Origin of the sequence: Shinella sp. WSC3-e, from assembly GCF_945994535.1 — a bacterium.
GTDB lineage: Bacteria > Pseudomonadota > Alphaproteobacteria > Rhizobiales > Rhizobiaceae > Shinella > Shinella yambaruensis.
Genome location: NZ_OZ000531.1, coordinates 742,829 through 769,517, shown reverse-complemented (window position 1 = coordinate 769,517; position 26,689 = coordinate 742,829). Strand labels below are relative to the sequence as shown.

Here is a 26,689-nt window from a genome sequence, read left to right as displayed (position 1 = left end):
CCGCTCCGATCGTCCCGTCGGTCGCGCGCGGTCTTCCCGATATCGCCGGCGTGCCGGCGCATGAGAAGCTCTGACGTTCGAAAGCGATCGATCAAACGATGACAGGTGAAATGACTCTGGTCCTGCTGGTCTGCCTTCCCTTCGCGGGAAGCCTTGCGGCGACCATTCTGCTGCGGACCGATTCGAGGGTCCTTGCCGCGCGCATGTCCGGTACCGTGGCCTTTGTCAGCCTGGCGCTGACGGCCGCGCTCTATCCCGCGGTGCGCGACGGCGGCAGGGTCCGGCTCGATCTCGAATGGCTGCCGCAGCTCGGGCTCAACGTCACGCTTAGAATGGATGGCTTCGCCTGGCTCTTTGCGATGCTCATCACCGGCATCGGCTGCCTCATCGTGCTCTATGCGCGCTACTACATGTCGGAGGAGGATCCGGTCCCGCGCTTCTTCTCCTTCCTGCTCGCCTTCATGGGCTCGATGCTCGGCATCGTGCTGTCGGGCAACATCATCCTGCTCTCGGTGTTCTGGGAGCTGACCAGCATCTTCTCCTTCCTTCTGATCAGCTACTGGCACAACAATGCCGCCGCCCGCGACGGTGCGCGCATGGCGCTGACGATCACCGGCATCGGCGGCTTCTGTCTGCTCGCCGGCCTCCTCGTGCTCGGCCATATCGTCGGCAGCTACGATCTCGACGTCGTGCTTTCGTCCGGTGATCAGATCAAGGCGCATCCGCTCTACCTGACGGCGCTCGTACTGATCCTCATCGGCGCGCTGACGAAGAGCGCGCAGGTGCCGTTCCACTTCTGGCTGCCCAATGCCATGGCCGCGCCGACGCCGGTCTCGGCCTATCTGCATTCGGCGACCATGGTGAAGGCGGGCGTCTTCCTGCTCGTGCGGCTCTGGCCGGCGCTGTCGGGCACCTATGAATGGTTCATGCTAGTCGGCATCGCCGGTGTCAGCACGCTGATCCTCGGCGCCTATTTCGCGATGTTCCAGCAGGACCTGAAGGGGCTGCTCGCCTATTCGACGATCAGCCATCTCGGTCTCATCACCACGCTGCTCAGCCTCGGCAGCCCGGTTGCGGCCGTCGCGGCGATCTTCCACATGATGAACCACGCCACCTTCAAGGCCTCGCTCTTCATGGCCGCCGGCATCATCGACCACGAGACCGGCACGCGCGACATGCGACGATTGAGCGGGCTCTTCAAATACCTGCCGATAACGGGCACGCTCGCCATGGTGGCGAGCGCGGCGATGGCCGGCGTGCCGCTGCTCAACGGCTTCATCTCCAAGGAAATGTTCTTCGCCGAGGCGGTGGAGACGCATGCCGATTCCGTGCTCGACCGCATGCTGCCCTATGTCGCCACGCTTGCCGGCGCCTTCTCGGTCGCCTATTCGCTCCGCTTCATCCACATGGTCTTCTTCGGCCCCGAGCCGACCGACCTGCCGAAGCCCAAGCCGCACGAGCCGCCGCACTGGATGCGCTTCCCCATCGAGTTCCTGGTGCTCGCCTGCCTCGTCGTCGGCATCATCCCGTCGCTCTCGATCGGCCCGTTCCTGCATTCGGCCGTCGTCTCGGTGCTCGGCACGCGCACGCCGGAATACAGCCTCGCCGTCTGGCACGGCATCAACACCCCGCTCATCATGAGCATGATCGCGCTCATCGGCGGCGCCGCGCTCTACGCGGTGCTGAAGGACTATCTTGCCAGATGCGACGACGGCCCGCCGCTCTTCCGCCATCTCGGCGGCCAGCGCATCTTCGAGCGCGTGCTCGTCACGGTCTCCTGGAAATGGGCGCGCTGGCTTGAGAGCCGCCTCAGCACCCGCAATCTCCAGCCGCAGCTGCGCCTCGTCGCGGCGGCCGGCTTGCTGGCGGGCGTTGTGCCGCTCTACATGGCGGGCTTTGCGCCGACGCCGCTGGTCTTCGGTGACATCGATCCCATCTTCGCCGCCATCTGGAGCATCGGCGCCTTCTGCGCGCTGGGTGCGGCCTATCAGGCGAAATATCATCGCCTTGCCGCGCTCGTCCTGCTCGGCGGCGCGGGCATCACGACCTGCATCACCTTCGTCTGGCTCTCCGCGCCAGACCTTGCCATCACGCAGCTCGTCGTGGAAATCGTCACGACGGTCCTGCTGCTGCTCGGCCTGCGCTGGCTGCCCAAGCGCTCGGAGAAGGTCGACAACTCCGTCACCCTGTCGGCCCGCAGCCGCCGCTTCCGCGACTTCCTGCTCGCGGTCTCCTGCGGCTTCGGCATGTTCGTCTTCTCCTACGCGATCATGAACCAGCCGGTGCCGGACGCCATTGCCAGCTACTTCCTCGAAAAGGCCTATACCGAAGGGGGAGGGCGAAACGTCGTCAACGTCATCCTCGTCGATTTCCGCGGCTTCGACACGATGGGCGAGATCGCGGTTCTGGCCATCGTGGCGCTGACGGTCTTCGCGCTCCTGCGCCGTTTCCGGCCCGCGCCGGACAGCATCGAGAAGCCGGAGCAGCAGCTTATCCAGGCCGCCTATGACGCCGAACGCCCCGAGCGCTCGGCGGGCGACACGGTGCGCGACTACCTGCTGGTGCCTTCGGTCATCATGCAGTGGATGTTCCCGGTCATCATCACCTTCGCCATCTATCTCTTCCTGCGCGGCCATGACCTGCCGGGCGGCGGTTTTGCCGGCGGGGTCACCATGGCGATCGCCTTCCTGCTGCAATATCTGGGCGGCGGCGTGCGCTGGTCGGAGGACAGGCTGCGCATCCTGCCGCTGCGCTGGATGGGCGTCGGCCTGCTGCTGGCCGCGATCACCGGCATGGGCGCGTGGGCGTTCGGCTATCCGTTCCTGACGAGCTATTCGCAATATGTCGAGATACCCTTCATCGGCAAGGTGCCGGCGGCGACCGCGCTGTTCTTCGACCTCGGGGTCTTCTCGCTCGTCGTCGGCGCGACGGTGCTGATCCTCATCGCGCTCGCGCACCAGTCCATACGCATGCATCGGGTTCGCAATCTCGAAGCCCCCAAGGCGGAGGAGGCCTGATGGAACTCGTTCTTTCGATCGGTATCGGCATCATGACGGGCTCGGGCGTCTGGCTCATCCTGCGCCCGCGCACCTACCAGGTCATCATCGGCCTCTCGCTGCTGTCCTATGCGGTGAACCTCTTCATCTTCGCCGTCGGCGGGGTGAAATCCAATGCTGCGCCGCTGCTGGAGGAGGGCGTCGACATCTCGACGATGACCGATCCGGTGCCGCATGCCCTGGTGCTCACCGCCATCGTCATCGGCTTTGCCACGACGGCGCTCTTCCTCGTGGTGCTGCTCGCCGCCCGCGGCCTCACCGGCACGGACCATGTCGACGGCAGGGAGCAGCCGAAATGAGCGGCTGGCAGCAACACCTCATCATCGCGCCCATCCTCATCCCGCTCGTCGCGGGCGCGCTCCTCCTGTTCTTCGACGAGCGCGACCGCGTCCTGAAGGCGATGATCAGCGTCGTGTCGTGCCTTGCGCTCGCCGCGATCGCCATCAGCCTGTTCCGCCTGGCGAACAACGGCCCGGACAGTTTCGAGGGTGTCTACCTGCTCGGCAACTGGCCGGCGCCCTTCGGCATCGTGCTCGTCGTCGACCGGCTCTCGGCGCTGATGCTCGTCCTCGCCTCGATCCTCGCCATCCCGGCGCTGGTCTTCGCGCTTGCCCGCTGGCATGCGGCGGGTGCGCATTTCCATTCGCTGTTCCAGTTCCTGCTGATGGGCCTCAACGGCGCCTTCCTGACGGGGGATCTCTTCAACCTCTTCGTCTTCTTCGAGGTGATGCTCGCCGCGTCCTACGGCCTCCTGATGCACGGCTCCGGCTCCATGCGCGTCAAGGCCGGCATGCACTATATCGCCGTCAACCTTGCCGCCGCGCTCTGCTTCCTGATCGGCGTCAGCGCCATCTACGGCTCGGCCGGCACGCTCAACATGGCGGACCTTGCCGTGCGCATCGGCGAGATCGAGGGCGAGCGGCGCATGCTGCTGGAGGCCGGCGCCGGCATCCTCGGCATCGTCTTCCTCATCAAGGCCGGCATGTGGCCGCTGAACTTCTGGCTGCCGGGCGCCTACAGCGCCGCGACGGCGCCCGTCGCCGGCATCTTCGCCATCATGAGCAAGGTCGGCATCTATGTCATCCTCCGGCTCTCGCTGCTCGTCTTCGGGCAGGGGGATTCGGCTGGCCTCGGCCTCAACGTGCTGCTCTACGGCGGCATGGCGACCATCGCCTTCGGCACGATCGGGGTTCTCGCCTCGCAGGCGCTCGGGCGGCTGGCGAGCTATTCCGTGCTCGTCTCCTCCGGCACGCTGCTGGCCGTCCTCGGCTTCAGCAACGGCCAGGTGACGGCCGGCGCGCTGTTCTACATGGTCAGTTCCACGCTGACGATCGCCGCCTTCTTCATGCTGATCGAACTCGTCGAGCGCGGGCAGGATGCGGGCGCCTCGGTTCTCGCCGTGACCATGGAGGCTTACGGCGATGCGGACGAGGAAGACGAGGAGGTCGAGGTCGGCGTCACCATGCCCGGCACGATCGCCGTGCTCGGCATCTGCTTTGCCGCCTGCGGCATCCTGCTCTCCGGCCTGCCGCCGCTCTCGGGCTTCGTCGCGAAATTCGCCATGCTGTCGGGCATGATCGGAACGGGTGCGAACAGCGAAGCGCCGATCGCCGCGTCCGCGTGGTGGATCGTCGGCCTGCTCATCCTGTCGGGGCTGGCGGCGCTGATCTCGATGACCCGCGCCGGCATCCGCACCTTCTGGGCCTCGATGGAGGGCACCGTGCCGCGCGTCCTCGTCATGGAGATGGCGCCGGTCATGCTTTTGATCGCGCTGACGCTGGCGCTCACCATCAAGGCCGGTCCGGCGATGGGCTATATGGAGGAGACCATCCGCAATCTGCAGCAGCCGGCCGTCTATATCGACGCCGTGATCAATGCACGCCGCGCAGGGGTTGCCGAACCCAGCGGACCGGACGGCGGGGGAGGGATCTGACATGCTGCCCTATCCGTTGCTCAGCGCCTCGCTCGTCATCATGTGGCTCGCCCTCAACGGCTTCACGCCCGGCCACCTCATCCTCGGCTGCATCGTGTCGGTCTTCGCCTCCTGGGGCATGGCGGCGCTTCGCCCCGTAAAGCCGCGCCTGCCGAAATGGTATCTGCTTCCGAAGCTCGTCGGCATCGTGCTCTACGATATCCTGCGCTCGAACCTTGCCGTCGCCTCGATCCTGCTGACCGGCGGCCGGCGCAAGCACAAGTCCGGCTTCATCACCGTGCCGATCGAGCTTGAAAACCCGACGGCGCTGGCGGTGCTTGCCGTCGTCATAACGAGCACGCCCGGCACGGCCTGGCTGGAATACAATTCGCTCAGCAAGACGGTGCTGATCCACGTCCTCGACCTCGTCGACGAGGCGGAGTGGCAGGCGCTGATCAAGACCCGCTACGAGGCGCTGCTGATGGAGATCTTCAAATGAGCCACACGATCCTCGCCTGGTCGGTCACCATCGCGCAGGTGTTCCTCGCCATCGCCATGGCGCTTGCGGCGCTGCGCATGTTCCGCGGCCCGCGCGCGCAGGACCGCGTGCTGGCGCTCGATACGCTCTATGTGAACTCCATGCTGCTGCTCATGGTCTTCGGCATGCGCACCGGCAAGGTCATCTATTTCGAGGCTTCGCTCGTCATCGGCATGCTCGGCTTCGTGGCGACCGTCGCCCTTGCCAAGTTCCTGATGCGCGGGGAGGTGATCGAATGAACGTGATCGAACATGCGGGCGACCTGCCGGCCTGGGCGGCGCTGGCCGTCTCCTTCTTCCTCGTCGTCGGCGCCGGCCTGACGCTCACCGGCACGATCGGCTTTGCCCGCCTGCCGACCTTCTACGAGCGCATCCACGCACCGACGCTCGGCACGAGCTGGGGCACGGGCGGCATCGTCATGGCCTCGATGATTTTCTTCACCGTGCTCGCCACCCGTCCCGTCGTGCACGAGATCCTGATCGGCATCTTCGTGACGGTGACGACGCCCGTCACGCTGATGCTGCTCGCCCGCGCCGCCCTGCACCGCGACCGGGCGGAGGGCAATCCGGAGGTGCCGGCCGAGGCGCCGCTCGAGCGGGAGGCCGAGGGGCAGCCCGCCGCGGGCGAATAGCGGCGAGGCTTTCCATTCCATCGTCATTCCCGGACGGGCCGATCTTTGATCGGCCCGTTTTTCATGGGCGATGAAGCTGCTCATGGATGATTGGCGCTTGACAGCCGAGGCTCGCCGCATAATGCTAAGATGTCAGACCAATTTGAGAAGCTGACGCGAAACAGGGGTATTGGCATCATGCCAGGCGAACCGAGCGACAGGCCGCAGATCGAGCCGTTGCCGCCCATCGACCGGGCGCGGCAGGTGACGGAGGCGCTCGCCTCCTATATCGACCGCGCCAGCCTTGCGGCCGGCGACCGGCTGCCGGCCGAGCGCGAGCTGATGGCGGCGCTGGCGGTCGGCCGCTCGACGATCCGCGAGGCGATCCGCCATTTCCAAGCGCTCGGCGTCATCGAGAGCCGAAAGGGCAGCGGCACCTATCTCCTGAAGCCGATCACCACGGCGACGGTGCACATGCCGCTCTCCTTCGATGCGGCGCATCTGCGCGACGTGCTGCTCCAGACGCTGGAGGTTCGCCGCGGCATCGAATGCGAGGCCGGCATGGTGGCCGCGCGGCGGCGCACGGCGGAGGACGTCGCCGTCATCGAGGCGAAGCTCGACGAGATGGAGCGGGTGCATCTCTCCAAGGGCACGTCCGGGCCGGAAGACCTCGCCTTCCACCTCGCCATCTACGATGCCACGCACAATCCGCTGTTCAAGCAGCTTCTGGAGCAGATGCGCGGCGCCTTCGAGCGCTTCTGGGAAAAGCCGTTCAACCGGCCGGACTTCGCCCGCCGTTCCTTCCCGTTCCACCGCACGCTCTTCAACGCCATCGCCGCCCGCGATCCCGAGGCGGCGCGGGCGGAAACCCTGAAGATCCTCGCCGTCGTCGAGGAAGACATCAAGGACATGTCCCGATGATCAACGGAGCCGATCCGTTCGACTTTGCCGCCCTCACCGTCGCCCATGACGAGGCGAACGCCTTCGACGCGGTGGTGCCGCCCATCGTGCAGACCTCGCTCTTCACCTTCAAGGACTATGACGAGATGGTGGCCGCCTATCGCGGCGAGATCGTGCGGCCGATCTACACGCGCGGCCTCAACCCGACGGTGCGCGCCTTCGAGGAGATGCTGGCGAAGCTGGAAGGCGGCGAGGACGCGCTGGGCTTTGCGAGCGGCATGGCGGCGATCTCCTCCACCGTGCTTTCCTTCGTCGAGCCGGGCGACCGCATCGTCGCCGTGCGCCATTGCTATCCGGATGCCTTCCGCCTGTTCGGCACGCATCTCAAGCGCATGAAGATCGAGGTGACCTATGTCGACGGGCGCGACGAGGAGGCGGTGGCAAAAGCCCTGCCGGGCGCCAAGCTGCTCTATCTCGAAAGCCCGACGAGCTGGGTGATGGAGGCGCACGATGTCGGCGCGCTCGCCGCCCTTGCCCGGCGCCACGGCATCGTCAGCGTCATCGACAACAGCTGGGCAAGCCCCGTCTTCCAGCGGCCGCTGACGCTCGGTGTCGATCTCGTGCTGCATTCGGCCTCGAAATATCTCGGCGGCCACAGCGACGTCGTCGCCGGTGTCGTCGCCGGCTCGAAGGAGCTGGTCGGCCGCATCCGCTCGGAGGCCTATCCCTATCTCGGCGGCAAGCTCTCGCCCTTCGACGCCTGGCTGCTGGTGCGGGGCCTGCGCACCCTGCCGATCCGCATGAAGGCGCACGAGGCCTCGGCGCTTGAAATCGCCAGGCGCCTGCAGGCGCTCGACATCGTCGACAAGGTCTTCCATCCAGCGCTCGCCAACCGCCTGCCGCCGGGATTGACCGGCACGTCGGGCCTCTTCTCCTTCACCTTTCGCGAGGGCATCGACATCCGCGCCTTCGCCGACCGCCTGACGCTCTTCAAGCTCGGCGTCTCCTGGGGCGGGCATGAGAGCCTGATCGTGCCGGGCGAGGTGGTGCTTCAGCAGAAAGCCGAGCCGAATTCCGCGCATGCCTTCGGCATCGATGCGCGGTCCGTGCGTCTCCATGTCGGCCTGGAGGGAACCGAGGCCCTGTGGAGTGATCTGGACGCGGCGATAACGGCCGCGACCGAAACCTGACGTCAAACTTCGAAGCAGAACCAGAAAAGAGGGAACGACCATGAAGAGACTTTTGACTGCAGCACTCATCACCACGCTGATGGCGTCGAGCGCCTTGGCCGATACGACGCTCAAGCTCGTCGAGGTGATCACCAGCCCCGAGCGCACCGAGACGCTGAAATCCATCGTCGGGAAATTCGAGGCGGAAAATCCCGGCGCCAAGGTCGAGATCATCTCGCTGCCCTGGGGCGAGGCCTTCCAGAAGTTCGCCACGATGGTCTCGGCCGGCGAGGTGCCGGACGTGATGGAAATGCCCGACACCTGGTTGTCGCTTTATGCCAACAACGGCATGCTGGAGAGCCTGGAGCCCTATCTTTCCAAATGGGAGCATACGTCCGGCCTGACGGCGCGTGCCCTGGAGCTCGGCCGCGACATCGACGACACGGCCTATATGCTGCCCTACGGCTTCTACCTGCGGGCCATGTTCTACAACAAGAAGCTGCTCGAAGAGGCCGGCGTTTCCGAGCCGCCGAAGACGCTGGACGAATTCGCCGAGGCCTCCAAGAAGGTTTCGGCGCTGCCCGGCAAATACGGCTATTGCCTGCGCGGCGGCCCGGGCGGGCTCAACGGCTGGGTGATGTTCGGCGCCACCATGGCCGGCGACAATAAATTCTTCAACGAGGACGGCACCTCCACCTTCAACAGCGAAGGCTGGGTGAAGGGCCTGACCTTCCTGATCGACCTCTACAAGAACGGTTACGCCCCGAAGGACAGCGTCAACTGGGGCTTCAACGAGATCGTCGCCGGCTTCTATTCGGGCACCTGCGCCTTCCTCGACCAGGACCCGGACGCGCTCATCGCCATTGCCGAGCGCATGAAGGCGGAAGACTACGGCATCATGACCATGCCGAAGGGGCCGGCCGGAAAGACCTTCCCGACGATCGGTTTCGCCGGCTGGTCGATGTTCGCCTCCAGCGCCAACAAGGACCTCGCCTGGAAGCTGATCGAGACGCTCGAAGGGCCGGAAGGCAATATCGAGTGGAACAAGCGCACGGGCGCGCTGCCGGTGCACACGTCCGCGGAGAAGGACCCGTTCTATGCCAGCGAGCAGTTCAAGGGCTGGTTCGCCGAGCTGGAGGACAAGGATGCCGTGCCGACCGTGATGCCGACGCATCTGGAGGAGTTCGCCTTCTTCAAGGATTCACTGGTCATCAAGACCTCGCAGGAAGCCCTTCTCGGCGACATCACGCCGGAGGACCTTGCCAACCAGTGGGCGGACTACCTGACCAAGGCCCAGCAAAAGTTCCTCGCCAAGAAATAGGCTGAGGAACGCTCCGGGCGGAGAAACGAGGCTCCGCCCGGAGACACTGTTTGGAACGCCCCGCCACCTTCAACGGAAGCGAGACGATGACCCTTGCCGCCCATCCGTACGCCGTGCGGCCGCTCAGGAAGCGGATTGCCGACGCATCGGAACCCTATCTCTACAGCGCGCCGGCGCTGATCCTCATCATCGCCGTCATGCTGGTGCCGCTGGTGCTCGGCATTTCCTATGCGTTCCGCGATATCCAGCTGCTGAACCCGTTTTCCGGCGGCTTCATCGGGCTCGATCATTTTCGCGCGCTGGGTGAGGACCAGGCCTTCTTCCGGGCGCTGCGCAACACGCTGTGGTGGACGGGCGCCTCGGTCTTCCTGCAGTTCATCTTCGGCCTCATCCTCGCGCTGCTCCTGGACAAGCCTTTTGCCGGCCGCGGCCTGGCGCAGGCGCTGGTCTTCCTGCCCTGGGCCGTGCCGAGCTTCCTTGCCGGCCTCAACTGGGCCTGGCTGTTCAACCCGGTCATCGGCCCGCTGCCGCACTGGATGCATGCGCTCGGCATTCTCGATGCGCCGAACAACATTCTCTCCGACCCGCAGCTCGCCATGTGGGGGCCGATCGCGGCCAATGTCTGGTGGGGCATTCCCTTCTTCGCCATCACCCTGCTTGCCGCGCTCCAGGCGATCCCGCGCGATCTCTACGAGGCGGCCAGCATCGACGGGGCAGGGCCGGTCCAGCGCTTCCTCTCGATCACCCTGCCGTTCCTCGCGCCCACCATCGCCATCACCATCCTGCTGCGCACCGTCTGGATCTCGAATTTCGCCGACCTCATCGTCGTCATGACGAATGGCGGGCCGGCCGACCGCACGCAGATCGTCGCCAGCTACATCTTCACGCAGGCCTTCAAGCGCCTCGATTTCGGCTACGCCTCGGCCATCGCCCTCGTGCTGCTGGTCCTGCTGCTCGCCTATTCCATGCTGATCGTGCTTCTGCGCCAGACGCTGCTGAACAAGGGGTGAGACCATGAGAAGCAAGCCTTTCCTCACCGTGGCGCACCGGCTCGCGATCCTCGCCTATATCGTCGTCGCGCTCTTTCCGCTGTTCTGGCTGCTCAAGGTCTCGGTGACGCCGAACGACCTGCTCTACAGCGAGGGCGTGCGCATGTGGCCCTCGCGCGCCACCTTCGAGCACTATACGTTCGTCATCGCCCACAGCGCCTTTCCGACCTTCTTCAAGAACAGCCTGATCGTCGCCGGCTCGACGGCCGTGGCGGTCACCATCCTCGCCTCGCTCGCCGGCTATGCCCTGTCGCGCTTCCGTTTCCGGGCGAAGTACTGGATCGTCGCCTTGATGCTGGTCACGCAGATGTTCCCGCTGGTCATGCTGGTCGCGCCGATCTTCAAGATGCTCTCGCCGCTCGGCCTCACCAACAGCCTGACCGGCCTCGTCATCGTCTACACCGCCTTCAACGTGCCCTTCGCCACCTTCCTCATGCAGTCCTTCTTCGACGGCATTCCGAAGGACCTGGAGGAGGCTGCGATGATCGACGGGGCGACGCAGTTCGTCGCCTTCCGCCAGATCATCCTGCCGCTGACGCTGCCCGGCATCGCCGCGACGCTCGGCTTCGTCTTCACCGCCGCCTGGAGCGAGCTGCTCTTCGCGCTGATGCTGATCTCCGGCAACGACGCGGCGACCTTCCCAGTCGGTCTTCTCACCTTCGTCTCGAAATTCTCGGTCGATTTCGGGCAGATGATGGCGGCGGGCATTCTCGCGCTCATTCCGGCCTGCCTCTTCTTCCTCCTCATCCAGCGCTACCTCGTGCAGGGCCTGACGGCCGGCGCGGTCAAAGGCTGAAAGGGTCTTCCATGGCTTCCATCGACATCCAGGACATCCGCAAGAGCTTCGGCACCTTTTCCGTGCTGCACGGCGTCGACCTCACCATCCGCGACGGCGAGTTCATCGTGCTGGTCGGCCCCTCGGGCTGCGGGAAATCCACGCTGCTGCGCATGATCGCGGGGCTGGAGGACGTCACGTCCGGCGACATCCGCATCGACGGCAGGCGGGTCAACGACCTTGCCCCGAAGGATCGCGACATCGCCATGGTGTTCCAGTCCTACGCGCTCTACCCGCATATGAGCGTCGCCGACAACATGAGCTACAGCCTGAAGCTCCGCCGCACCGCGAAGGAGAAGATCGCCAGCGCCGTCGGCGGGGCCGCTGCGAAACTCGGTCTCGATCCGCTGCTGGAGCGCCGCCCGCGCGCGCTTTCCGGCGGCCAGCGCCAGCGTGTCGCCATGGGGCGCGCCATCGTGCGCCAGCCGAAGGCTTTTCTCTTCGACGAGCCGCTGTCCAACCTCGACGCACGCCTGCGCGAACAGATGCGCGCCGAAATCAAGAAGTTGCACGGCGATCTTCATGCGACCTCCATCTACGTCACCCACGACCAGATCGAGGCCATGACGCTGGCGGACCGGATCGTCGCCATGCATGCCGGCGTCGTCCAGCAGGTCGGTACGCCGCTCGATCTCTACGACCGGCCGGCCAATCTCTTCGTCGCGGGCTTCATCGGCTCGCCGGGCATGAACTTCTTCGAGGGCTGCTATCTCGTATCAGGCGACCAGGCGGAGCTGCGGCTGGCGAACGGGGTGACATTGCCCGTCCCGCGAAGGGCCGGCATCGAATCAGGCGCGACGGCGACGCTCGGCATCCGCCCCGAGCATGTGGTGCTCGATGCGCACGGCGCGCTGGAGGCGAAGGTCGACCTCATCGAGCCGACGGGCTTCGGCATCATCATGCATGTGAGCATCCACGATGTCCCGATTAAAATTTTCACGCTCGACCGGGCGATGCTGGATCCCGGCCCGGCGGTCCGCGTCGACCTGCCGCAGGAGCGGCTTCACCTCTTCGGGACGCAGGGCCAGCGGGTGGAATGAAACGGGATCGTGAACACGATTTCGGTCCCGTCCAAAGACAATGTTAACCTTCATTTCCTAACCATCTACGCATCCCTATCGGCAATGATCGTCGAGTTTGCAGGTTCATGCGTATTTCCAGAACAAACTTCTACCCCATCCTTGAAACCGAAGAGGGAGCCGGCGAACAAGCGCCGTATTATTCCCGCGAAAACAATGCCTTGCCGGATTCCCTCCCGCAGGCCGAAGATTGGCATGCGGCCGGTGAGCCGGTCGCCAACGACGAGGACTATCGCCCGCGTTTCCGCTCGCCGGTGCTGCGGAGCTACGACCCCGGCCAGTATGCCGACGGAAGCTGGGAGAGCCATTTCTACATGGCGCCGAATGTCCGCTTCACGCGTACCCCCGACAAGGTCGCCGCCAGGATCGAGGAGGCGGCCGCGGAAGAGATGCAGCAGGCCGAGCCGGCGGTCGAGCAGGCCGTCCAGCCGGCGGCTCAGCCTGCCGAGATGGCGCAGCTTTCCCAGACGGAACTGCTGCAGCGCCTGCGCGAGGCGCTGGAGGAGCGCCGCCGCCGCTCCGAGGCACAGCAGGCCGAGGCTGCCGCAGCGGCAGCCATTGTCGAGCCGGTGCCGCCGCTGGTGCAGGCCGTGGTCGATGCGGGCACGAGCGGAACGCCTGCCGATGCCGCCGTCGTGTTCAAACCGGCCGGCCCGCTGCCGGCACCCGTTGCCGCAGCGGCGGTCGTCCCCGTCGCCAAACCGGCCATTTCCACCACAAAGCCAGCCGAGAAGACCGACGTGCGTACCGCAATCAGCCGTTTTGCCAACCTCTCCGACCACGCCTTCTGGGAAACGCTGGTGCCGGACGAGGATGCGGTCGAGCGGCCGGCAAGGCCGGCCGTCACCGTGGTGCGCATGCCGGCGCCCGTTCCCGCACCGGCCGCCGTGGCCGTGCCGAAGCCCGTCGCGGTTCCGGGGGTGCGTCAGGAAGTACCTTCCATCGCCTCACTCTTCCGCGTCGTCGAATGCCGCCCGGCCGTTGCCCGGACTGCGGCGGTCGAACTCGCTCCTGTTGCCGAGGTGAAGGCGGAGCCCGTGGCGGTCGTCGAGACGGTCGCTGAGCCCGTTCCGGTCGTCGCCGAGGTCCAGCCCGTCCCGGTTGCCGTCACGCCGGCCGTCACCCCGGTTGCTGCTGTCGAGCCCGTGCGCGAAACCCCGTCCTCGGTGCTGTCGCGCGCCCGGCCGTTCCAGGTCATGATGGCGACGCCGGCCGGCGATGCCTACGAATATCCGCCGCGCGAACTCCTGCAGGAGCCTCCGGGCACCGTCGGCTACGTGCTGACCCAGGAACAGCTGGAGCAGAATGCCGGCCTCCTCGAAAGCGTGCTGGAGGATTTCGGCGTGCGCGGCGAGATCATCCATGTCCGCCCCGGCCCGGTCGTCACCCTCTATGAATTCGAGCCTGCGCCCGGCGTCAAATCCTCCCGCGTCATCGGCCTTGCCGACGATATCGCCCGCTCCATGTCGGCGCTGTCTGCTCGCGTCGCGGTCGTACCCGGCCGCAACGTCATCGGCATCGAACTGCCGAATGCGACCCGCGAGACCGTCTATTTCCGCGAGATGATCGAGAGCCAGGATTTCGCCAAGACCGGCTTCAAGTTGCCGATCTGCCTCGGCAAGACCATCGGCGGCGAACCCGTCATCGCGGAACTCGCCAAGATGCCGCACCTGCTCGTCGCCGGCACCACCGGCTCGGGCAAGTCCGTCGCCATCAACACGATGATCCTGTCGCTGCTCTACCGCTTCCGTCCGGAAGAATGCCGCCTGATCATGGTCGACCCCAAGATGCTGGAACTGTCGATCTATGACGGCATCCCGCATCTGCTGACCCCCGTCGTCACCGATCCCAAGAAGGCCGTCATGGCGCTGAAATGGGCGGTGCGCGAGATGGAGGACCGTTACCGGAAGATGTCCCGCCTCGGCGTGCGCAACATCGACGGCTACAACAACCGCGTGGCCGCCGCGCGCGACAAGGGCGAGACGATCTCGATCAGCGTCCAGACCGGCTTCGACAAGGGAACCGGCGAGGCGATCCACGAGGAGCAGGAGCTCGCCCTCGATCCGATGCCCTATATCGTCGTCATCGTCGACGAGATGGCCGACCTGATGATGGTCGCCGGCAAGGAGATCGAAGGCGCGATCCAGCGGCTCGCCCAGATGGCGCGTGCCGCCGGCATCCACCTGATCATGGCGACGCAACGCCCCTCGGTCGACGTCATCACGGGCACGATCAAGGCCAACTTCCCGACGCGCATTTCCTTCCAGGTGACGTCGAAGATCGACAGCCGCACCATCCTCGGCGAGCAGGGCGCCGAACAGCTGCTCGGCCAGGGCGACATGCTGCACATGGCCGGCGGCGGGCGCATTTCCCGCGTGCATGGTCCCTTCGTCTCCGACGAGGAGGTCGAAAAGGTCGTGTTGCACCTGAAGGCCCAGGGGCGCCCGGAATATCTGGAGACCGTGACGGCCGAGGAAGAGGAAGAAGAGGACGAGAAGCCGGCGGCCGGCGGCGCGGTGTTCGACAAGGGCGATATCGCGGCGGAAGACGGCGACGACCTCTACGAGAAGGCCGTCAAGGTCGTGATGCGCGACCGCAAGTGCTCGACCTCCTATATCCAGCGGCGGCTTGCCGTCGGCTACAACCGCGCCGCCTCCCTCGTCGAGCGCATGGAGAAGGAAGGCCTCGTCGGCCCCGCCAACCATGTCGGCAAGCGGGAGATCATCTCCGGCGAGCGCGGCAGCTTCCAGGCGCCAGAGCCGAGCGACGACGAGTGACGGTTATGCCGGCGGCGATTGCCCAGTCGCCGGGCATTTGTCCTACTTATTTGAATCGCAACGCCTTTCTCGATCCGGCCCGCCAGCGCGGGCCGGATTTTCGTCATGTCCACGGGAAACTTGTTGCGCCTGTCACATTTAATCGATTTGGCTTGGAATAGGGTCTTTCCGGCCTGTTGCATATGGCGGAACGATCTGTGAATAGTGCCGCCGACCCGAGAAACCGGCATCCAAAGGAGGACAGGAATGGCATTGATCACCATGCGGCAACTGCTCGATCACGCAGCGGAGAACGACTACGCACTGCCCGCATTCAACGTCAACAACCTGGAATATATCCAGGCGGTCATGCGCGCGGCGGATGCGACGGATTCTCCGGTGATCCTGCAGGCGAGCCGCGGTGCGCGCGCCTATGCGGGCGATGCTTTCCTGCGCCACCTGATCCTCGGTGCGGCCGAGGAATATCCGCATATCCCGGTCTGCCTTCATCTCGACCACGGCGACCAACCCTCCACCTGCATTTCGGCCATCACCAACGGCTTCACCTCCGTCATGATGGACGGCTCGCTGCTCGCCGATGGCAAGACCGTTGCCAGCTACGAATACAATGTCGACGTGACGGCGGAGGTCGTGAAGATCGCGCACGCGGCCGGCGTTTCGGTCGAAGGTGAGCTTGGCTGTCTCGGCAACCTGGAAACGGGCGCCGGCGACAAGGAAGACGGCCACGGCTTCGAGGGCAAGCTTTCCCGCGAGGAACTGCTGACCGACCCGGACCAGGCGCTCGACTTCGTCTCCAGGACCGGCGTCGACGCGCTGGCCGTCGCCATCGGCACCAGCCACGGCGCCTACAAGTTCACCCGCGCGCCGGACGGCGACATTCTGTCGATCGACACGATCGCGAAGATCAACAAGAAGCTGCCGAACACGCATCTCGTCATGCACGGCTCCTCCTCGGTTCCGCAGGACCTTCAGGATCTCTTCACCGCCTATGGCGGCGAGATGAAGCAGACCTGGGGCGTGCCGGTCGCCGAAATCCAGAAGGCGATCCCGCTCGGTGTGCGCAAGGTCAATATCGACACGGACCTGCGCCTTGCCATGACCGGCACGATCCGCAAGAACTTCAAGGAAAAGCCGGACAATTTCGACCCGCGCAACTACCTGAAGCCGGCGACCGCCCTGATGGCGGACGTCTGCAAGGAGCGCTTCGAAGCCTTCCGCACCGCCGGCAAGGCCTCCGGCATCCGCGTCAAGCGCCTGCCCGACATGGCGAAGTTCTACGCCACCAAGTAAGCTTTCGGCCTCCTGGCCTACCGCAGGGCAATCGCATGTGGGGCAAGACGATGCCGTAACCCCTTCTCCCCCGCGGGGAGAAGGTGGCCCGAAGGGCCGGATGAGGGGGTGGCTCGGACAAATCCTTTACGCCTTCGACCTCCCCCTCATCCGCCTGCCGGCACCTTCTCCCCCCGGGGGAGAAGGGAGCTGGGGCGATGACTGCATTCCATATGCGATTGCCCTCCCGGTCTGCCGGTAGGGCGATTTTCCTTGCGGCTCCGGCTGCCGGTCAGGAAATGCGCATTGACAGCGCCGCCGCACCATTCCTTATTCCTGAATATCTCATTCATATGAGGATGCATCTTTCCTGCCGAAACCGGCAGGAAGCCGTTGCAGGCCTGTGCGCCCCCTCGTAAAAGGATGCAACCCCGAAAAGCCGGATGATGCGAGGACAGACAGCATGAGCGTAGACCAGGCCCTGACGATCGCGGACCTCAAGGACCGGGCGCGCCGCCGCGTGCCGAAGATGTTCTTCGACTACGCGGATTCCGGCGCCTGGACCGAGGGCACCTACCGGGCCAACGAGGACGATTTCCACAAGGTCAAGCTGCGCCAGCGCGTGCTCGTCGACATGACCAACCGCTCGCTGGCCAGCGAGATGATCGGCGAGCCGGTGTCGATGCCCGTCGCGCTCGCGCCGACCGGGCTCACCGGCATGCAGCATGCCGACGGCGAGATGCTCGCCGCGCAGGCGGCGGAGGAGGCCGGCGTGCCCTTCACGCTGTCCACCATGAGCATCTGCTCGATCGAGGACGTGCGCTCCGTCACGTCGAAACCCTTCTGGTTCCAGCTCTACGTGATGCAGGACAAGGATTTCGTCCATAACCTCATCGACCGGGCCAAGGCGGCCGGCTGCTCGGCGCTGGTGCTGACGCTCGACCTGCAGATCCTCGGCCAGCGCCACAAGGACCTGCGCAACGGCCTCTCCGCCCCGCCGCGCTTCACGCCGAAACACGTCTGGCAGATGGCGACACGGCCCTTCTGGTGCCTCGACATGCTCGGCACCAAGCGCCGCACCTTCGGCAACATCGTCGGCCACGCCAAGGGCGTGACGGACCTCTCCTCGCTCTCCTCCTGGACCTCGGAACAGTTCGATCCGCAGCTGTCCTGGAAGGACATCGCATGGATCCGCGACCGCTGGGGCGGCAAGCTCATCCTCAAGGGCATCCTTGACGAGGAGGACGCGCGCATGTCGCTCGACAGCGGCGCCGACGCCATCATCGTCTCCAACCATGGCGGCCGCCAGCTCGACGGCGCCGCCTCCTCGATCAGCATGCTGCCGCGCATCGTCGATGCCGTCGGCGACAGGATGGAGGTTCATCTCGACGGCGGCATCCGCTCCGGCCAGGACGTCCTCAAGGCGCTCTGCTACGGCGCCAAGGGCACCTATATCGGCCGCCCCTTCCTCTACGGCCTCGGTGCCGGCGGCAAGGCGGGCGTGCGCCGCGCGCTCGAGATCATCCGCAAGGAACTCGACGTCACCCTGGCGCTCTGCGGCGAACGCGACGTGAAGAACCTGTCGCGGAAGAACCTGCACACCGATCTTTGAGCGGGGCTGGCGGGGCAGCAGGGTTCATGCGAGAATGCGGCATGGACAAGCGTGACGACATTTCCAAGGACCTTGATCGCCGCATCGATGCGCTGGCGGCACGGTCGTCCTTGACCCGCGGGCAGATCATCGAGGATGCGCTGGCGCATGGTCGCTCGCTTGCCTGGCAGGAAAAATGGATCGAGGGCGTCGAGGCAGGGCTTGCCGATGCGGAGCGCGGCGACTTTGCGAGCGAGGACGAGATCGCGCTCGTCCTCAACAAATATGCGGCGCGCTGATCGCCGATGGCGAAGGTCGTCTGGACCCGCCGTTATCTTCGGGAGCTTGAGGCGATAGGCGACTACATCGCCGAGCGCAATCCTGCCGCTGCAGCGCGCACCGTAACGGCTATCCACAGCCGCACCCGGCGCCTGCTGACCGACAATCCCTTCATCGGGCGGCCCGGCGAGATCGCGGGAACGCGAGAGCTCGTCGTGCCGGGGACACCCTATATCGTCGCCTATCGTGTGCTGGAAACCCGAATCGACGTTCTCTTCGTGCAGCATGGCGCGCGGGAATGGCCAGACACCTTTTGACTGTCAGGCGCCCTCGAACCCCTGCAGGACATTCACCGCGTTGATGCCGAGGGCGTCCACCGCGTAGCCGCCTTCCATGACGAAGAGTGTCGGGAGGGCGAAGTCGGCGATGCGGCGGCCGATGGCGAGGAAATGCTCGCTTTCCAGCTTGAACTGCGAGATCGGGTCTTCCTTGAATGCATCGACGCCGAGCGAGACGACGAGGGCGGTCGGGGCATAGGCGCCGATCCGTGCATGCGCATCCTCGAAGGCGGCCTGCCATTCGAGCCAGCCGGTGCCGGCGGGGAGGGGATAGTTGAGGTTGAAGCCCTCGCCCCTGCCGGCCCCACGCTCGCGGGCATAGCCGAGATGGAAGGGAAACTCGAAATCCGGGTCGCCGTGCAGGCTCGCCAGCAGAACGTCGTCGCGATCGTAGAAGATCTCCTCCGTGCCGTTGCCATGGTGGTAGTCGACGTCGAAGATCGCGACGCGGGCGTGGCCGTTGTCGAGGAAGCGCTGGGCGGCGATGGCGGCATTGTTGAGATAGCAGTAGCCGCCGAAGAAATCGCGGCCGGCATGGTGGCCGGGCGGTCGGCAGAGCGCGAAGGCGGCGCGTTCGCCGGACAGCACGGCATCGGCGCCGGCAAGCGCCGTGTCGGCGGCGCGCCTGGCGGCCTGCCAGGTGGTCTCCGTGATCGAGCCCGCCATGTCGAAGGAATAGTAGGAAAGCCGCGCATCGAGGCCGGCCGGCGGGGCGTCGAGCATCGGCATCGAGCGGTGACGCCAGCTATAGGGCCAGACCTCGCCGTCGCGGCCGGCGGCGCGCCATTCGGCAAAGACGTTCTGCAGGAAATCGAGATAGTCCGGCGTGTGGACACGCTCGATGGCCGCGCGGTCGTAGGCGGCAGGCTCGATCACCGGGCCGAGGCCGGCCTCCTTGACGCGCCTGAGAACGATTTCGGCACGCTCCGGCTTCTCGAAGGTCTCGACGATGCGGCCGAAGGACAGTTCCATGCCGCTGTGATGCAGGTGATGATCGGCGGTATAGAAGGTTTTCATGATCAGACGACTTCACCATAGAGCGTGCGTTCGAGTGCGGTGACTTCCGCGGCGAAGCGGCGGTATTCGGCGCGCTTGAGGGCGAGGAAGACGTGGTGCAGCCGCTCGCCGAGCGCCTCCTTCAGGAAGGCGGAGCGGGCGGCCGTCTCGATGGCGCTGCGCCAGTCCGGCGGCAGCGCGTCGCCGGCATTTTCCGCATAGGCCGTGGTTTCGGGGCCGGGGTCGGCCCGGTCGACAATGCCCTTGCGCATGCCGGCAAGCACGGCGGCGCCGACGAGATAGGGGTTGGAATCGATGCCGGCGGCGCGCTGTTCCAGATGGCGCCCGGCGGGGGAGCCGGCCGGAATGCGCACCGCGACGCTGCGGTTGTTGGTGCCCCAGGTCGGCGTCGTCGGCGCATAGCTCTGGGCGGAGAAGCGGCGCCAGGAATTGAGATGCGGGGCGAAGACGAGCATGGATTCGTGCATCGTTTCCAGCAGGCCGGCGACGGCCTGTTTCAGGAGGGGCGAGAGCGCCTCGCTTTGGTCGGCGAAACGATTGACGCCCCCGGCATCGGCAAGGCTCGCATGCACATGCATGCCGGAGCCGGCACGGCCGGCGAAGGGCTTTGCCATGAAGCAGGCCATCATGCCGTGGCGGACGGCGAGGGCGCGCAGGAGGCGCTTCAGCATGGCAAGGTCGTCGGCGGCGCGCAGCGCCGCACCGTGGCGCAGCGTCAGCTCGAACTGGCCCTGCGCATATTCCGAGATCATCGTCTCGACGGGCAGGCCCTGTGCCTCCGCGCCGCGATAGACGGCGTCGATGAAGGGCTCCAGCCGGTCGAGCTCGGTGACGCCATAGACCTGGATGCCATCCGGCCGTTCGCCGGAAAGCGGCAGGCGCAGCGGCTGGAAGGTGCCATCGGCCGCGCGCTCGCGGTCGAGCAGGTAGAATTCCAGCTCGTAGGCGAGCACGGGGTGAAAACCGTCTGCCTCCAGATGCCTCACCTGGCGGGCCAGCGCATGGCGCGGGTCGGCCGCCATCGGCGTGCCGTCGAGCTCGAAGAGGGCGAGGCGCAGTTCGCCGCGCGGCGGGGAAGTCCAGGGCAGGGGAACGAGCGAGCCGGCAACCGGCCAGGCCCGCCGGTCCGCATCGCCATCCGACCAGACGAGGCCGGTTTCCTCCACGTCCTCGCCCGTCACGTCGAGGCCGAGGATCGAGCCGGGCAGGTGACGGCCGGAGCGGAAGATCGCCAGCAGCTCGTGCCGCCGGATGATCTTGCCGCGCGCGATGCCGTTGAGGTCGATCAGGACGAGGTCGAAGGCGGTGATTTCGGGATGCGCGGCAAGGAACGCTTCGGCCTCCGAAATGTCGGCGGCCTCCGGCGGGCGGGTGGCGATGTCGCGGCTCACGCGGCGGCCCTCCGTTCCGCAAGGCGTCCGGTGACGGTCGCGAAGGCCGCGACGAGACCGTCGGCCTGCCGTTCCGAAAGGGCGGGGCTGACGAGCACCATGTTGTGGAAGGGCGTCAGGAGGTAGCCGAGGTTCAGCATGGAAAGATGCAGGGCCGCCTCGATCGTGTCCGACGCGGCGGCACGCGCCTCCGCGGCGTTGCGCACGGGGACCGGCGAGAAGACAACCTCCAGCCGCGCGCCGACGCGCGCGACGGTCCAGTCGAGGCCCGCGGCGGCGATGGCCGCCTTGAAGCCGGCCTCGATGCGGTCGGCGCGCTCCTGCATGATGCGATAGGCCTCCTCGGTCATCACCTGTTCGAGGCAGGCGCGCAGGCAGGCGAGCTGCAGCGCGCTGCCCGACAGCGTCGTGCCGATGCCGGAATGGCCGTGGCCGCTCTGCTCGCGGCGGATGACGTGCAGCCTGTCGGAGATCGCCTGGGTCATGCCCCAGACGCTGACCGGCACGCCGCCGCCGATCGGCTTGCCCATCACCATGAGGTCCGGTTCGAGGCCGTGCACCTTGCTGTAGCCGCCGAGGCCCGTGGAGATGGTGTGCGTCTCGTCGATGAGCAGCAGCGTGCCGGCCGCGCGCGTCAGGTGCCGCAGCGCGGCATGGAAGCCGGGAGCGGGCGGGATCATGCCGCAGTTCGTCATGACGGGCTCGGCGAGGACGCAGGCGATGTCGTGTCCGGCGAGCGCCTTTTCCAGCGCCGCCTCGTCGTTGAAGGGGATCGAGACGGTGAGTTCGCCGAGATCGCGCACCTGGCCGAGCAGGTTGCGGCGGGAAACGGTCCTGCCGTCGACGAGATCCACCAGCGTGTCGTCCACAGCGCCGTGGTAGCAGCCGTCGAAGACGAGAAGTTTCGCCCGGCCGGTGACGGCGCGGGCGACGCGGATGGCGAAGCGGTTGGCGTCGCTGGCGGTGGCGCCGAGCTGCCAGCGCGGCAGGCCGAAGCGCTCCACCAGCAGGCGGCCGACCGCCGCGGCGTCGGAGGAGGGCAGCATGGTGGTGAGGCCGCGCGTGCCGGCATTCTTCAGGGCTTCGAGAACCGGGGCGGGGCCGTGGCCGAACATGGCGCCGGTGTCGCCGAGGCAGACGTCGACGATGCGGTTGCCGTCGAGATCGACGAGCTCCGCCCCGCTGGCCTCATCGACGACGAGGGGGAAGGGCGTCGGCCAGTCGAGCATCCAGTGCTGCGGCACGCCGTCGAAGAAACCGGATGTCGCCTCGTCATGTGCCGCCGCCGAACGCGGCCGCCGCGCGCGAAAAACCTCTGCCTCCGCCTCGATGAGCGCGCGGGCGCGCGCCTCCAGGTTCGCCCTCTCCATCCCGTTCTCCAGCAAGTCCTCAAGAAATGTGATCACATATTGGTTGATGTGATTTCAAGTGTCAAACGACAAGATGCCTGCCGGAGGCGCTACAGCGCACTGACGATGCGCAGCCAGTCGTGCACGGAGGCGGCCGCCTGCTTTTCCGCGGAGCCCTTCTGCAGCGCGCTGCGGTCGCCCATTTCGCGCACCTCGCTCGGGCTCATGCCGAACTGGTGGCGGAAGGCGCGGGAGAAGGCGGACGTATCGGAGAAGCCGCAGGCATAGGCGATCTCGCCGACCGTGCGCTTGCGCTCGTTCGCCAGCATGTCGAAGGCTGCGCGCAGGCGCCGGGTGCGGATATGGTCGGTGACTCCGCCGATCGGCTCGAACAGCCGGTAGAGCGAGGCGCGCGACAGGCCGAACATCTTGCACAGGTGGTCCGGCCCGAGATCCGGCAGGGCGATGTTCTGTTCGATGTAGCGACGGATTTCCATGATGACGGCGCCGCGCACCGTGGGCGAGGGCTGGCTCCGCTCGGCGACCTGCGGGCCGACGAGATTGGTGACGAGATTGGCCGTGGCGGTGACGATGGCCGGCGCCTCGGCCGGGGTGATGTCCGTGAGGTCCGTGAAAAGGGCGCGCAGGTGGCTGCCGACCAGCCGGGCCGTGCTCGTCGAGCGCTTGAGGAGCAGGCCGTGCAGGGCGTCGTTCTGCGCCTCCTTGGCGAAGAGCAGGTGGCGCGGCAGCACGAGCGTGAGATTGCGGCAATGCTGCGTCTCTGCCTGCATGGGACGCGACAGGTCGAAGAGGGAGATGTCGCCCGCCTCCACCAACACCGTCTCGCCGGCGACCGTGCGCCGGTCGCAGCCATCGAGCGTCACCTGCACGAAGATGAGGTCGAGGCCGCTGCGGGCGATGCGGCCGGGGTCGCGCGCGAAGCGATAGGTCGTGCCGAGCATTTCGGCGGCGAAGAACAGGGCAGGGCCCATGAAGTAGGTGGAGAGGCTTGCACGGAAATCGTCGATCCGCTCCGGCGTCGTCATGGTCGTGCGGAAGACGGGGTCGAGCGTTTCGGCAAAGAGCTGGCTTTCCCGACGACAGTGCGCGCCGGCTTCGGCAAGGACGGAGTTGGAGGGCAACTTGGCGGCGGGGCTCATTCTCTCTCGCGGCGGTTCGGTAACGGGCGGTCTTGCCTATCCAAGAGGCGGAACGGGCGAAGGTTCCCGGAAATTCGCCGTCGTGCCGGATTTGCAGGCTTGGCACGGCGTCTCATTCTTTTGGCCTCCTGTCTCATAATGACCATTGGCATTCCTAATACAATTGACAGTTTCATCGGGCTGCAACCCCATGGAAAATAAAGGGTCCATTCGGGCCCGCGGTGCTGCGGCAAACACGACGGCGGGCGCATCGTTCCGGATCGAGGAAGAGGTATGGATCAGGTTTCCTTTGCCGACAGCGCGCTGGTCTTCCAGGTGCCGCCGTTCGAATTCCTGAATGCGCCGGGTTTTGCCGCGGCGCGGGACCGGCTGGTGGCCGGCAAGCTCGCCCTCTATGAGGGCAACCACCTCTTCAACCGGCTTATCCTGGAGGAGGGCCGGTTCCTCTGTTATCTCGCCGCGCTTTCGCTGCATGCGGGCCAGGACATGGGGCAATCCTCCACCTGGCTGACGCTCGGGCGACTCCAGCGCGAGGTCACGGAACTCGGCGTGGCGAGCCGCAACCGGGTCGAGGCCCAGGTTTCCTGTCTGCGCAAATACGGTTTCCTCACGCAGCAGCCGCATGCATCGGACCGGCGCGTGCGGCTGCTTGTTCCGAGCGCGGCCCTTCTGGCGCGCGATGCCGGCATTCTCGGTCTTCTCGTCGATGGTTTGTCGGCGCTTGGGCTTTCGCCGATGGAGGGGCGGAGCGGGCCGCTGGAGCCGGATCTGCACCGTGCCATACGCCGGGCGACGCTGCCGCATCTGCCGGGCCTCAGCCGGCTTATCCGCCGCCATCTGCCGCTGGCGCCGTTCTTCGCCCATGATTGCGGCTATATGATCCTGCTGCTTCTCTTGCGGGGCGGCCGGGACGGCGGCGATGCCGTCATCGGTTCCGGCTACCAGCGGCTTGCCATGCAGACGGGCGTGTCGCGCACCCATGTCCGCCGCATCGTCGAGGCGGCGCGCGATGCCGGCCTCCTGACCACCACGGCGCGCGGTGGCCACGACATCCGGCTGACGCCGGCCATGTGGCATGCGGCGGACCGCTGGTTCGCGGACAAGTTCGCCCTGACGGACCTGCTGTTGCGCGAGGCCCTGCCGGCCGGACGCACCAGCGCGGCGGCCTGACGACGGCGTCCTATCCGGCGGAGCCGGCGGCGGCGAGAACGACGGCAAGGGCGAGGTGCGTCATGTGATGCAGCGTCTGGTCCGCACCGAGAAGCCACCAGAAGCCCGTCTGCTTTGGAGTGAGCGCCTGGCGGCGGGCCATGACGCCCTTCATCCGGTCGATCGTACCGTGCACGAGGGCGTCGGCAAGGCCGAGCCAGGCGAGCGGCGGCGCAACGAGAAGAAACAGCAGGGCGGTAATGGCGCCGTGCAGGCCCGCATGGATCGCAAGCGGCAGCAACCAGCCCTCTCGCTGCTCCTTGCCCATGGCGATCCAGTCCGTCTGGAAAACGAAATCCGCCAGGAAGTGTTTGACGAGGAACGCCGCCATGGCGGCGGCGATCCATACGGTCGAGATCTGGTCCGGTATGTCGATCATTCGGCTCCCGTCTGCCCGCCGCCGTAAAGCAGGGGTGGGCGGCCCCTTCTACGCGATTTCCGGACGCAAGGCCGCTGCGCACTTCTGCTGGAATTGCTCTAGCGGCCGCCAGCCTCGGCGATGCCCTTCGTCAGGCTGCCCGTCGCCGGATAGAGCGGGATCAGGCAGGCCTGGAGCGCATGATAGATGTCTCCCTTGCCGGCGAACAGGGTATAGCTCGGCGCAAGATCTTCCGTCAGCTCTTCATGCCAGCCGCCGCGGTCCTGATCAAGGAAATGGCGCGCGATGGCGTCCCAGATTTTCCGGTACCAGGTCTCGTGGAAGTCGCCCGGCAGGTGCTCGCAAAGGAATGCCGCCGCGCCCGCGCCCTCGGCCATCGGCCACCATAGCTTGCTCCGGTTGACCGGTTCGTCGTTCCAGTCGAGCGTATAGAAGAAGCCGCCCTTCTCCTTGTCCCAGCCGAGCGCGATGGACTGGGCGAAGAGGGCTTTCGCCGCCTCCGGCATCCAGTCGTGTCTCCTGCCGCCGAGGGCGTGGAGTTGAAGGATGAGGCGCGCCCATTCCAGCCAATGGCCGGGCGTGGTGCCGGAGGGACGGAACATCTCGTTGCCGCGGTACTCTTTGTCCAGCACCCAGTTCTCGTCGAAATGTTCCGGCACGCGGAAGCCGTTTTCGCCGGCGCGGCGGCGGATGATGAGGTCGGCGACGCTTTCCGCCTTGTCGAGATAGGTCTTCTCGCCGGTTGCCTCGTAGGCGGCCATCAGGGCTTCCGTCAGGTGCATGTTGGAATTCTGGCCGCGATAACCGGGCACCGCCGTCCAGTCCGCCTCGAATTCCTCCGCGATCGCGCCGTGCTTGCCTTCCCAGAAACGCTTTTCCAGAACCTCGGTGACGTCGGCGATCATGCGGTCGGCATCCGGATGGCCGGCGACCTTGGCGCTGGAGGCGGCCAACAGCACGAAGGCATGGCCGTAACCCTGCTTGCTGGCATCGAGCAGGCCGGCATTGTCGAGCGACCAGTGATAGCCGCCGCGCTCCGCGTCCCGGTGCTTTTCCCAAAGGTATTTCATGCCGTGGTCGACGATATCGTCGGAGCCGGGACGTCCGAGCAGGCTGCCGATGGCAAAGCAGTGCACCATGCGTGCGGTGGAATGAATACCGCGCACGGGGTTTCCGGGGTTGAGCGGCCGGCCTTCGGCATCGAGTTCATGAAACCCGCCGAGCGGATTGAAGGCCCGGTTCTGGAAGAAATCGAAGAGGCGGTTCGCTTCGCGCCAAAGCCACTGGCGATGGTAGTCGCGCTTGCGCCATGCTGTGCCTGGATGTCCCGTTGCGCCCATGATGCGTTCTCCTTTTTGATCGGTCCGCATTGTTGTTTCCCGTGCCGGGGTCGTCACGGGCGCGGGGGGAATCTGCCGTGGCGCGGTGTTCACGCACGGCCCGCAACGCTCGCAATGACGG

Annotated in this window: 24 protein-coding genes; 18 read left to right on the top strand and 6 right to left on the bottom strand. The window is 66.1% G+C overall.

Annotation, left to right across the window (positions count from 1 at the left end):
* The first annotated feature begins 98 nt into the window (after window positions 1–98).
* From AABF56_RS26740 to AABF56_RS26660, 17 genes are all read left to right on the top strand, one after another.
* Window positions 99–3,017 carry a monovalent cation/H+ antiporter subunit A gene (locus tag AABF56_RS26740; protein ID WP_272808046.1) on the top strand — a complete coding sequence of 973 codons (2,919 nt, stop codon included), beginning with the start codon at window positions 99–101 and terminating at the stop codon, window positions 3,015–3,017.
* Window positions 3,017–3,355, top strand: a complete 339-nt coding sequence (locus AABF56_RS26735; protein ID WP_244766047.1) for a Na+/H+ antiporter subunit C — start codon at window positions 3,017–3,019, stop codon at window positions 3,353–3,355. Before AABF56_RS26740 ends, AABF56_RS26735 begins: the two co-directional genes overlap by 1 nt.
* Complete coding sequence (locus tag AABF56_RS26730; RefSeq protein WP_272808047.1) at window positions 3,352–4,989, top strand: monovalent cation/H+ antiporter subunit D; 1,638 nt, start codon at window positions 3,352–3,354, stop codon at window positions 4,987–4,989. The genes AABF56_RS26735 and AABF56_RS26730 overlap by 4 nt, the downstream gene beginning before the upstream one ends.
* A 1-nt stretch (window position 4,990) precedes the next feature.
* Entirely contained in the window at window positions 4,991–5,467 is a 477-nt protein-coding gene (locus AABF56_RS26725; protein ID WP_272808048.1) for a Na+/H+ antiporter subunit E, read from the top strand.
* A complete protein-coding gene (locus AABF56_RS26720) occupies window positions 5,464–5,745 on the top strand; it encodes a K+/H+ antiporter subunit F (protein WP_244766050.1) in 282 nt (93 codons plus the stop codon). Before AABF56_RS26725 ends, AABF56_RS26720 begins: the two co-directional genes overlap by 4 nt.
* Window positions 5,742–6,137, top strand: a complete 396-nt coding sequence (gene mnhG, locus AABF56_RS26715; protein WP_272808049.1) for a monovalent cation/H(+) antiporter subunit G — start codon at window positions 5,742–5,744, stop codon at window positions 6,135–6,137. Before AABF56_RS26720 ends, mnhG begins: the two co-directional genes overlap by 4 nt.
* 177 nt (window positions 6,138–6,314) lie before the next feature.
* Window positions 6,315–7,037, top strand: a complete 723-nt coding sequence (locus AABF56_RS26710) for a FadR/GntR family transcriptional regulator (protein ID WP_244766052.1) — start codon at window positions 6,315–6,317, stop codon at window positions 7,035–7,037.
* A complete protein-coding gene (locus AABF56_RS26705) occupies window positions 7,034–8,206 on the top strand; it encodes a PLP-dependent transferase (RefSeq protein WP_244766053.1) in 1,173 nt (390 codons plus the stop codon). The genes AABF56_RS26710 and AABF56_RS26705 overlap by 4 nt, the downstream gene beginning before the upstream one ends.
* Window positions 8,207–8,246: 40 nt before the next feature.
* A complete protein-coding gene (locus AABF56_RS26700; protein WP_272808050.1) occupies window positions 8,247–9,506 on the top strand; it encodes an ABC transporter substrate-binding protein in 1,260 nt (419 codons plus the stop codon).
* 86 nt (window positions 9,507–9,592) lie between these two features.
* Window positions 9,593–10,516 carry a carbohydrate ABC transporter permease gene (locus AABF56_RS26695; RefSeq protein ID WP_272808155.1) on the top strand — a complete coding sequence of 308 codons (924 nt, stop codon included), beginning with the start codon at window positions 9,593–9,595 and terminating at the stop codon, window positions 10,514–10,516.
* 4 nt (window positions 10,517–10,520) lie between these two features.
* A complete protein-coding gene (locus tag AABF56_RS26690) occupies window positions 10,521–11,351 on the top strand; it encodes a carbohydrate ABC transporter permease (RefSeq protein ID WP_272808051.1) in 831 nt (276 codons plus the stop codon).
* An 11-nt stretch (window positions 11,352–11,362) separates the two neighbouring features.
* Entirely contained in the window at window positions 11,363–12,430 is a 1,068-nt protein-coding gene (locus AABF56_RS26685; protein WP_272808052.1) for an ABC transporter ATP-binding protein, read from the top strand.
* 107 nt (window positions 12,431–12,537) lie between these two features.
* Window positions 12,538–15,246, top strand: coding sequence for a DNA translocase FtsK (locus AABF56_RS26680; RefSeq protein WP_272808053.1), 2,709 nt, complete (start codon window positions 12,538–12,540; stop codon window positions 15,244–15,246).
* Between the two features lie 246 nt (window positions 15,247–15,492).
* Window positions 15,493–16,536 (top strand): class II fructose-bisphosphate aldolase, encoded by a 1,044-nt coding sequence (fba, locus tag AABF56_RS26675; protein WP_272808054.1) that lies wholly within the window; start codon window positions 15,493–15,495, stop codon window positions 16,534–16,536.
* A 442-nt stretch (window positions 16,537–16,978) separates the two neighbouring features.
* Window positions 16,979–18,127, top strand: a complete 1,149-nt coding sequence (locus AABF56_RS26670) for an alpha-hydroxy acid oxidase (RefSeq protein ID WP_244766059.1) — start codon at window positions 16,979–16,981, stop codon at window positions 18,125–18,127.
* Between the two features lie 41 nt (window positions 18,128–18,168).
* Window positions 18,169–18,405 (top strand): CopG family ribbon-helix-helix protein, encoded by a 237-nt coding sequence (locus tag AABF56_RS26665; protein WP_064333185.1) that lies wholly within the window; start codon window positions 18,169–18,171, stop codon window positions 18,403–18,405.
* 6 nt (window positions 18,406–18,411) lie between these two features.
* Window positions 18,412–18,702: a type II toxin-antitoxin system RelE/ParE family toxin gene (locus tag AABF56_RS26660; protein WP_272808055.1), complete on the top strand. Its 291-nt coding sequence runs from the start codon at window positions 18,412–18,414 to the stop codon at window positions 18,700–18,702.
* A 3-nt stretch (window positions 18,703–18,705) separates the two neighbouring features.
* On the opposite strand, the gene AABF56_RS26655 is transcribed toward AABF56_RS26660, so the two are convergent.
* From AABF56_RS26655 to AABF56_RS26640, 4 genes are all read right to left on the bottom strand, one after another.
* Window positions 18,706–19,740, bottom strand: a complete 1,035-nt coding sequence (locus tag AABF56_RS26655; protein ID WP_272808056.1) for a histone deacetylase family protein — start codon at window positions 19,738–19,740, stop codon at window positions 18,706–18,708.
* A 2-nt stretch (window positions 19,741–19,742) separates the two neighbouring features.
* Window positions 19,743–21,119: a glutamine synthetase family protein gene (locus AABF56_RS26650; protein WP_338341923.1), complete on the bottom strand. Its 1,377-nt coding sequence runs from the start codon at window positions 21,117–21,119 to the stop codon at window positions 19,743–19,745.
* Between the two features lie 8 nt (window positions 21,120–21,127).
* The gene (locus tag AABF56_RS26645; protein WP_272808058.1) at window positions 21,128–22,501 is read right to left on the bottom strand and encodes a transaminase; all 1,374 of its coding nucleotides are present in this window, start codon (window positions 22,499–22,501) and stop codon (window positions 21,128–21,130) included.
* 89 nt (window positions 22,502–22,590) lie between these two features.
* Window positions 22,591–23,640, bottom strand: a complete 1,050-nt coding sequence (locus AABF56_RS26640) for a helix-turn-helix domain-containing protein (RefSeq protein ID WP_272808059.1) — start codon at window positions 23,638–23,640, stop codon at window positions 22,591–22,593.
* Between the two features lie 273 nt (window positions 23,641–23,913).
* Here AABF56_RS26640 and AABF56_RS26635 point away from each other — a divergent pair, with 273 nt between their 5' ends.
* Complete coding sequence (locus AABF56_RS26635; RefSeq protein WP_272808060.1) at window positions 23,914–24,810, top strand: hypothetical protein; 897 nt, start codon at window positions 23,914–23,916, stop codon at window positions 24,808–24,810.
* Window positions 24,811–24,820: 10 nt separating this feature from the next.
* Here AABF56_RS26635 and AABF56_RS26630 read toward each other — a convergent pair whose 3' ends face one another.
* Window positions 24,821–25,228, bottom strand: coding sequence for a DUF3307 domain-containing protein (locus AABF56_RS26630; protein WP_272808061.1), 408 nt, complete (start codon window positions 25,226–25,228; stop codon window positions 24,821–24,823).
* A 98-nt stretch (window positions 25,229–25,326) separates the two neighbouring features.
* Window positions 25,327–26,568, bottom strand: a complete 1,242-nt coding sequence (locus AABF56_RS26625; protein ID WP_272808062.1) for an AGE family epimerase/isomerase — start codon at window positions 26,566–26,568, stop codon at window positions 25,327–25,329.
* Between the last annotated feature and the right edge of the window lie 121 nt (window positions 26,569–26,689).

Excerpts from the sequence above, each read along its gene's own strand:
- AABF56_RS26700 (WP_272808050.1), top strand. The coding sequence starts at position 8,247 with ATGAAGAGACTTTTGACTGCAGCACTCATCACCACGCTGATGGCGTCG.
- AABF56_RS26695 (WP_272808155.1), top strand. The coding sequence starts at position 9,593 with ATGACCCTTGCCGCCCATCCGTACGCCGTGCGGCCGCTCAGGAAGCGG.
- AABF56_RS26670 (WP_244766059.1), top strand. The coding sequence starts at position 16,979 with ATGAGCGTAGACCAGGCCCTGACGATCGCGGACCTCAAGGACCGGGCG.
- AABF56_RS26635 (WP_272808060.1), top strand. The coding sequence starts at position 23,914 with ATGGATCAGGTTTCCTTTGCCGACAGCGCGCTGGTCTTCCAGGTGCCG.
- AABF56_RS26720 (WP_244766050.1), top strand. The coding sequence starts at position 5,464 with ATGAGCCACACGATCCTCGCCTGGTCGGTCACCATCGCGCAGGTGTTC.
- AABF56_RS26645 (WP_272808058.1), bottom strand. The coding sequence starts at position 22,501 with ATGGAGAGGGCGAACCTGGAGGCGCGCGCCCGCGCGCTCATCGAGGCG.
- AABF56_RS26655 (WP_272808056.1), bottom strand. The coding sequence starts at position 19,740 with ATGAAAACCTTCTATACCGCCGATCATCACCTGCATCACAGCGGCATG.
- AABF56_RS26665 (WP_064333185.1), top strand. The coding sequence starts at position 18,169 with ATGGACAAGCGTGACGACATTTCCAAGGACCTTGATCGCCGCATCGAT.
- AABF56_RS26625 (WP_272808062.1), bottom strand. The coding sequence starts at position 26,568 with ATGGGCGCAACGGGACATCCAGGCACAGCATGGCGCAAGCGCGACTAC.
- AABF56_RS26640 (WP_272808059.1), bottom strand. The coding sequence starts at position 23,640 with ATGAGCCCCGCCGCCAAGTTGCCCTCCAACTCCGTCCTTGCCGAAGCC.
- AABF56_RS26685 (WP_272808052.1), top strand. The coding sequence starts at position 11,363 with ATGGCTTCCATCGACATCCAGGACATCCGCAAGAGCTTCGGCACCTTT.
- AABF56_RS26680 (WP_272808053.1), top strand. The coding sequence starts at position 12,538 with ATGCGTATTTCCAGAACAAACTTCTACCCCATCCTTGAAACCGAAGAG.
- AABF56_RS26735 (WP_244766047.1), top strand. The coding sequence starts at position 3,017 with ATGGAACTCGTTCTTTCGATCGGTATCGGCATCATGACGGGCTCGGGC.
- AABF56_RS26705 (WP_244766053.1), top strand. The coding sequence starts at position 7,034 with ATGATCAACGGAGCCGATCCGTTCGACTTTGCCGCCCTCACCGTCGCC.
- AABF56_RS26740 (WP_272808046.1), top strand. The coding sequence starts at position 99 with ATGACAGGTGAAATGACTCTGGTCCTGCTGGTCTGCCTTCCCTTCGCG.
- AABF56_RS26660 (WP_272808055.1), top strand. The coding sequence starts at position 18,412 with ATGGCGAAGGTCGTCTGGACCCGCCGTTATCTTCGGGAGCTTGAGGCG.
- mnhG (WP_272808049.1), top strand. The coding sequence starts at position 5,742 with ATGAACGTGATCGAACATGCGGGCGACCTGCCGGCCTGGGCGGCGCTG.
- AABF56_RS26730 (WP_272808047.1), top strand. The coding sequence starts at position 3,352 with ATGAGCGGCTGGCAGCAACACCTCATCATCGCGCCCATCCTCATCCCG.
- fba (WP_272808054.1), top strand. The coding sequence starts at position 15,493 with ATGGCATTGATCACCATGCGGCAACTGCTCGATCACGCAGCGGAGAAC.
- AABF56_RS26710 (WP_244766052.1), top strand. The coding sequence starts at position 6,315 with ATGCCAGGCGAACCGAGCGACAGGCCGCAGATCGAGCCGTTGCCGCCC.
- AABF56_RS26690 (WP_272808051.1), top strand. The coding sequence starts at position 10,521 with ATGAGAAGCAAGCCTTTCCTCACCGTGGCGCACCGGCTCGCGATCCTC.
- AABF56_RS26630 (WP_272808061.1), bottom strand. The coding sequence starts at position 25,228 with ATGATCGACATACCGGACCAGATCTCGACCGTATGGATCGCCGCCGCC.
- AABF56_RS26725 (WP_272808048.1), top strand. The coding sequence starts at position 4,991 with ATGCTGCCCTATCCGTTGCTCAGCGCCTCGCTCGTCATCATGTGGCTC.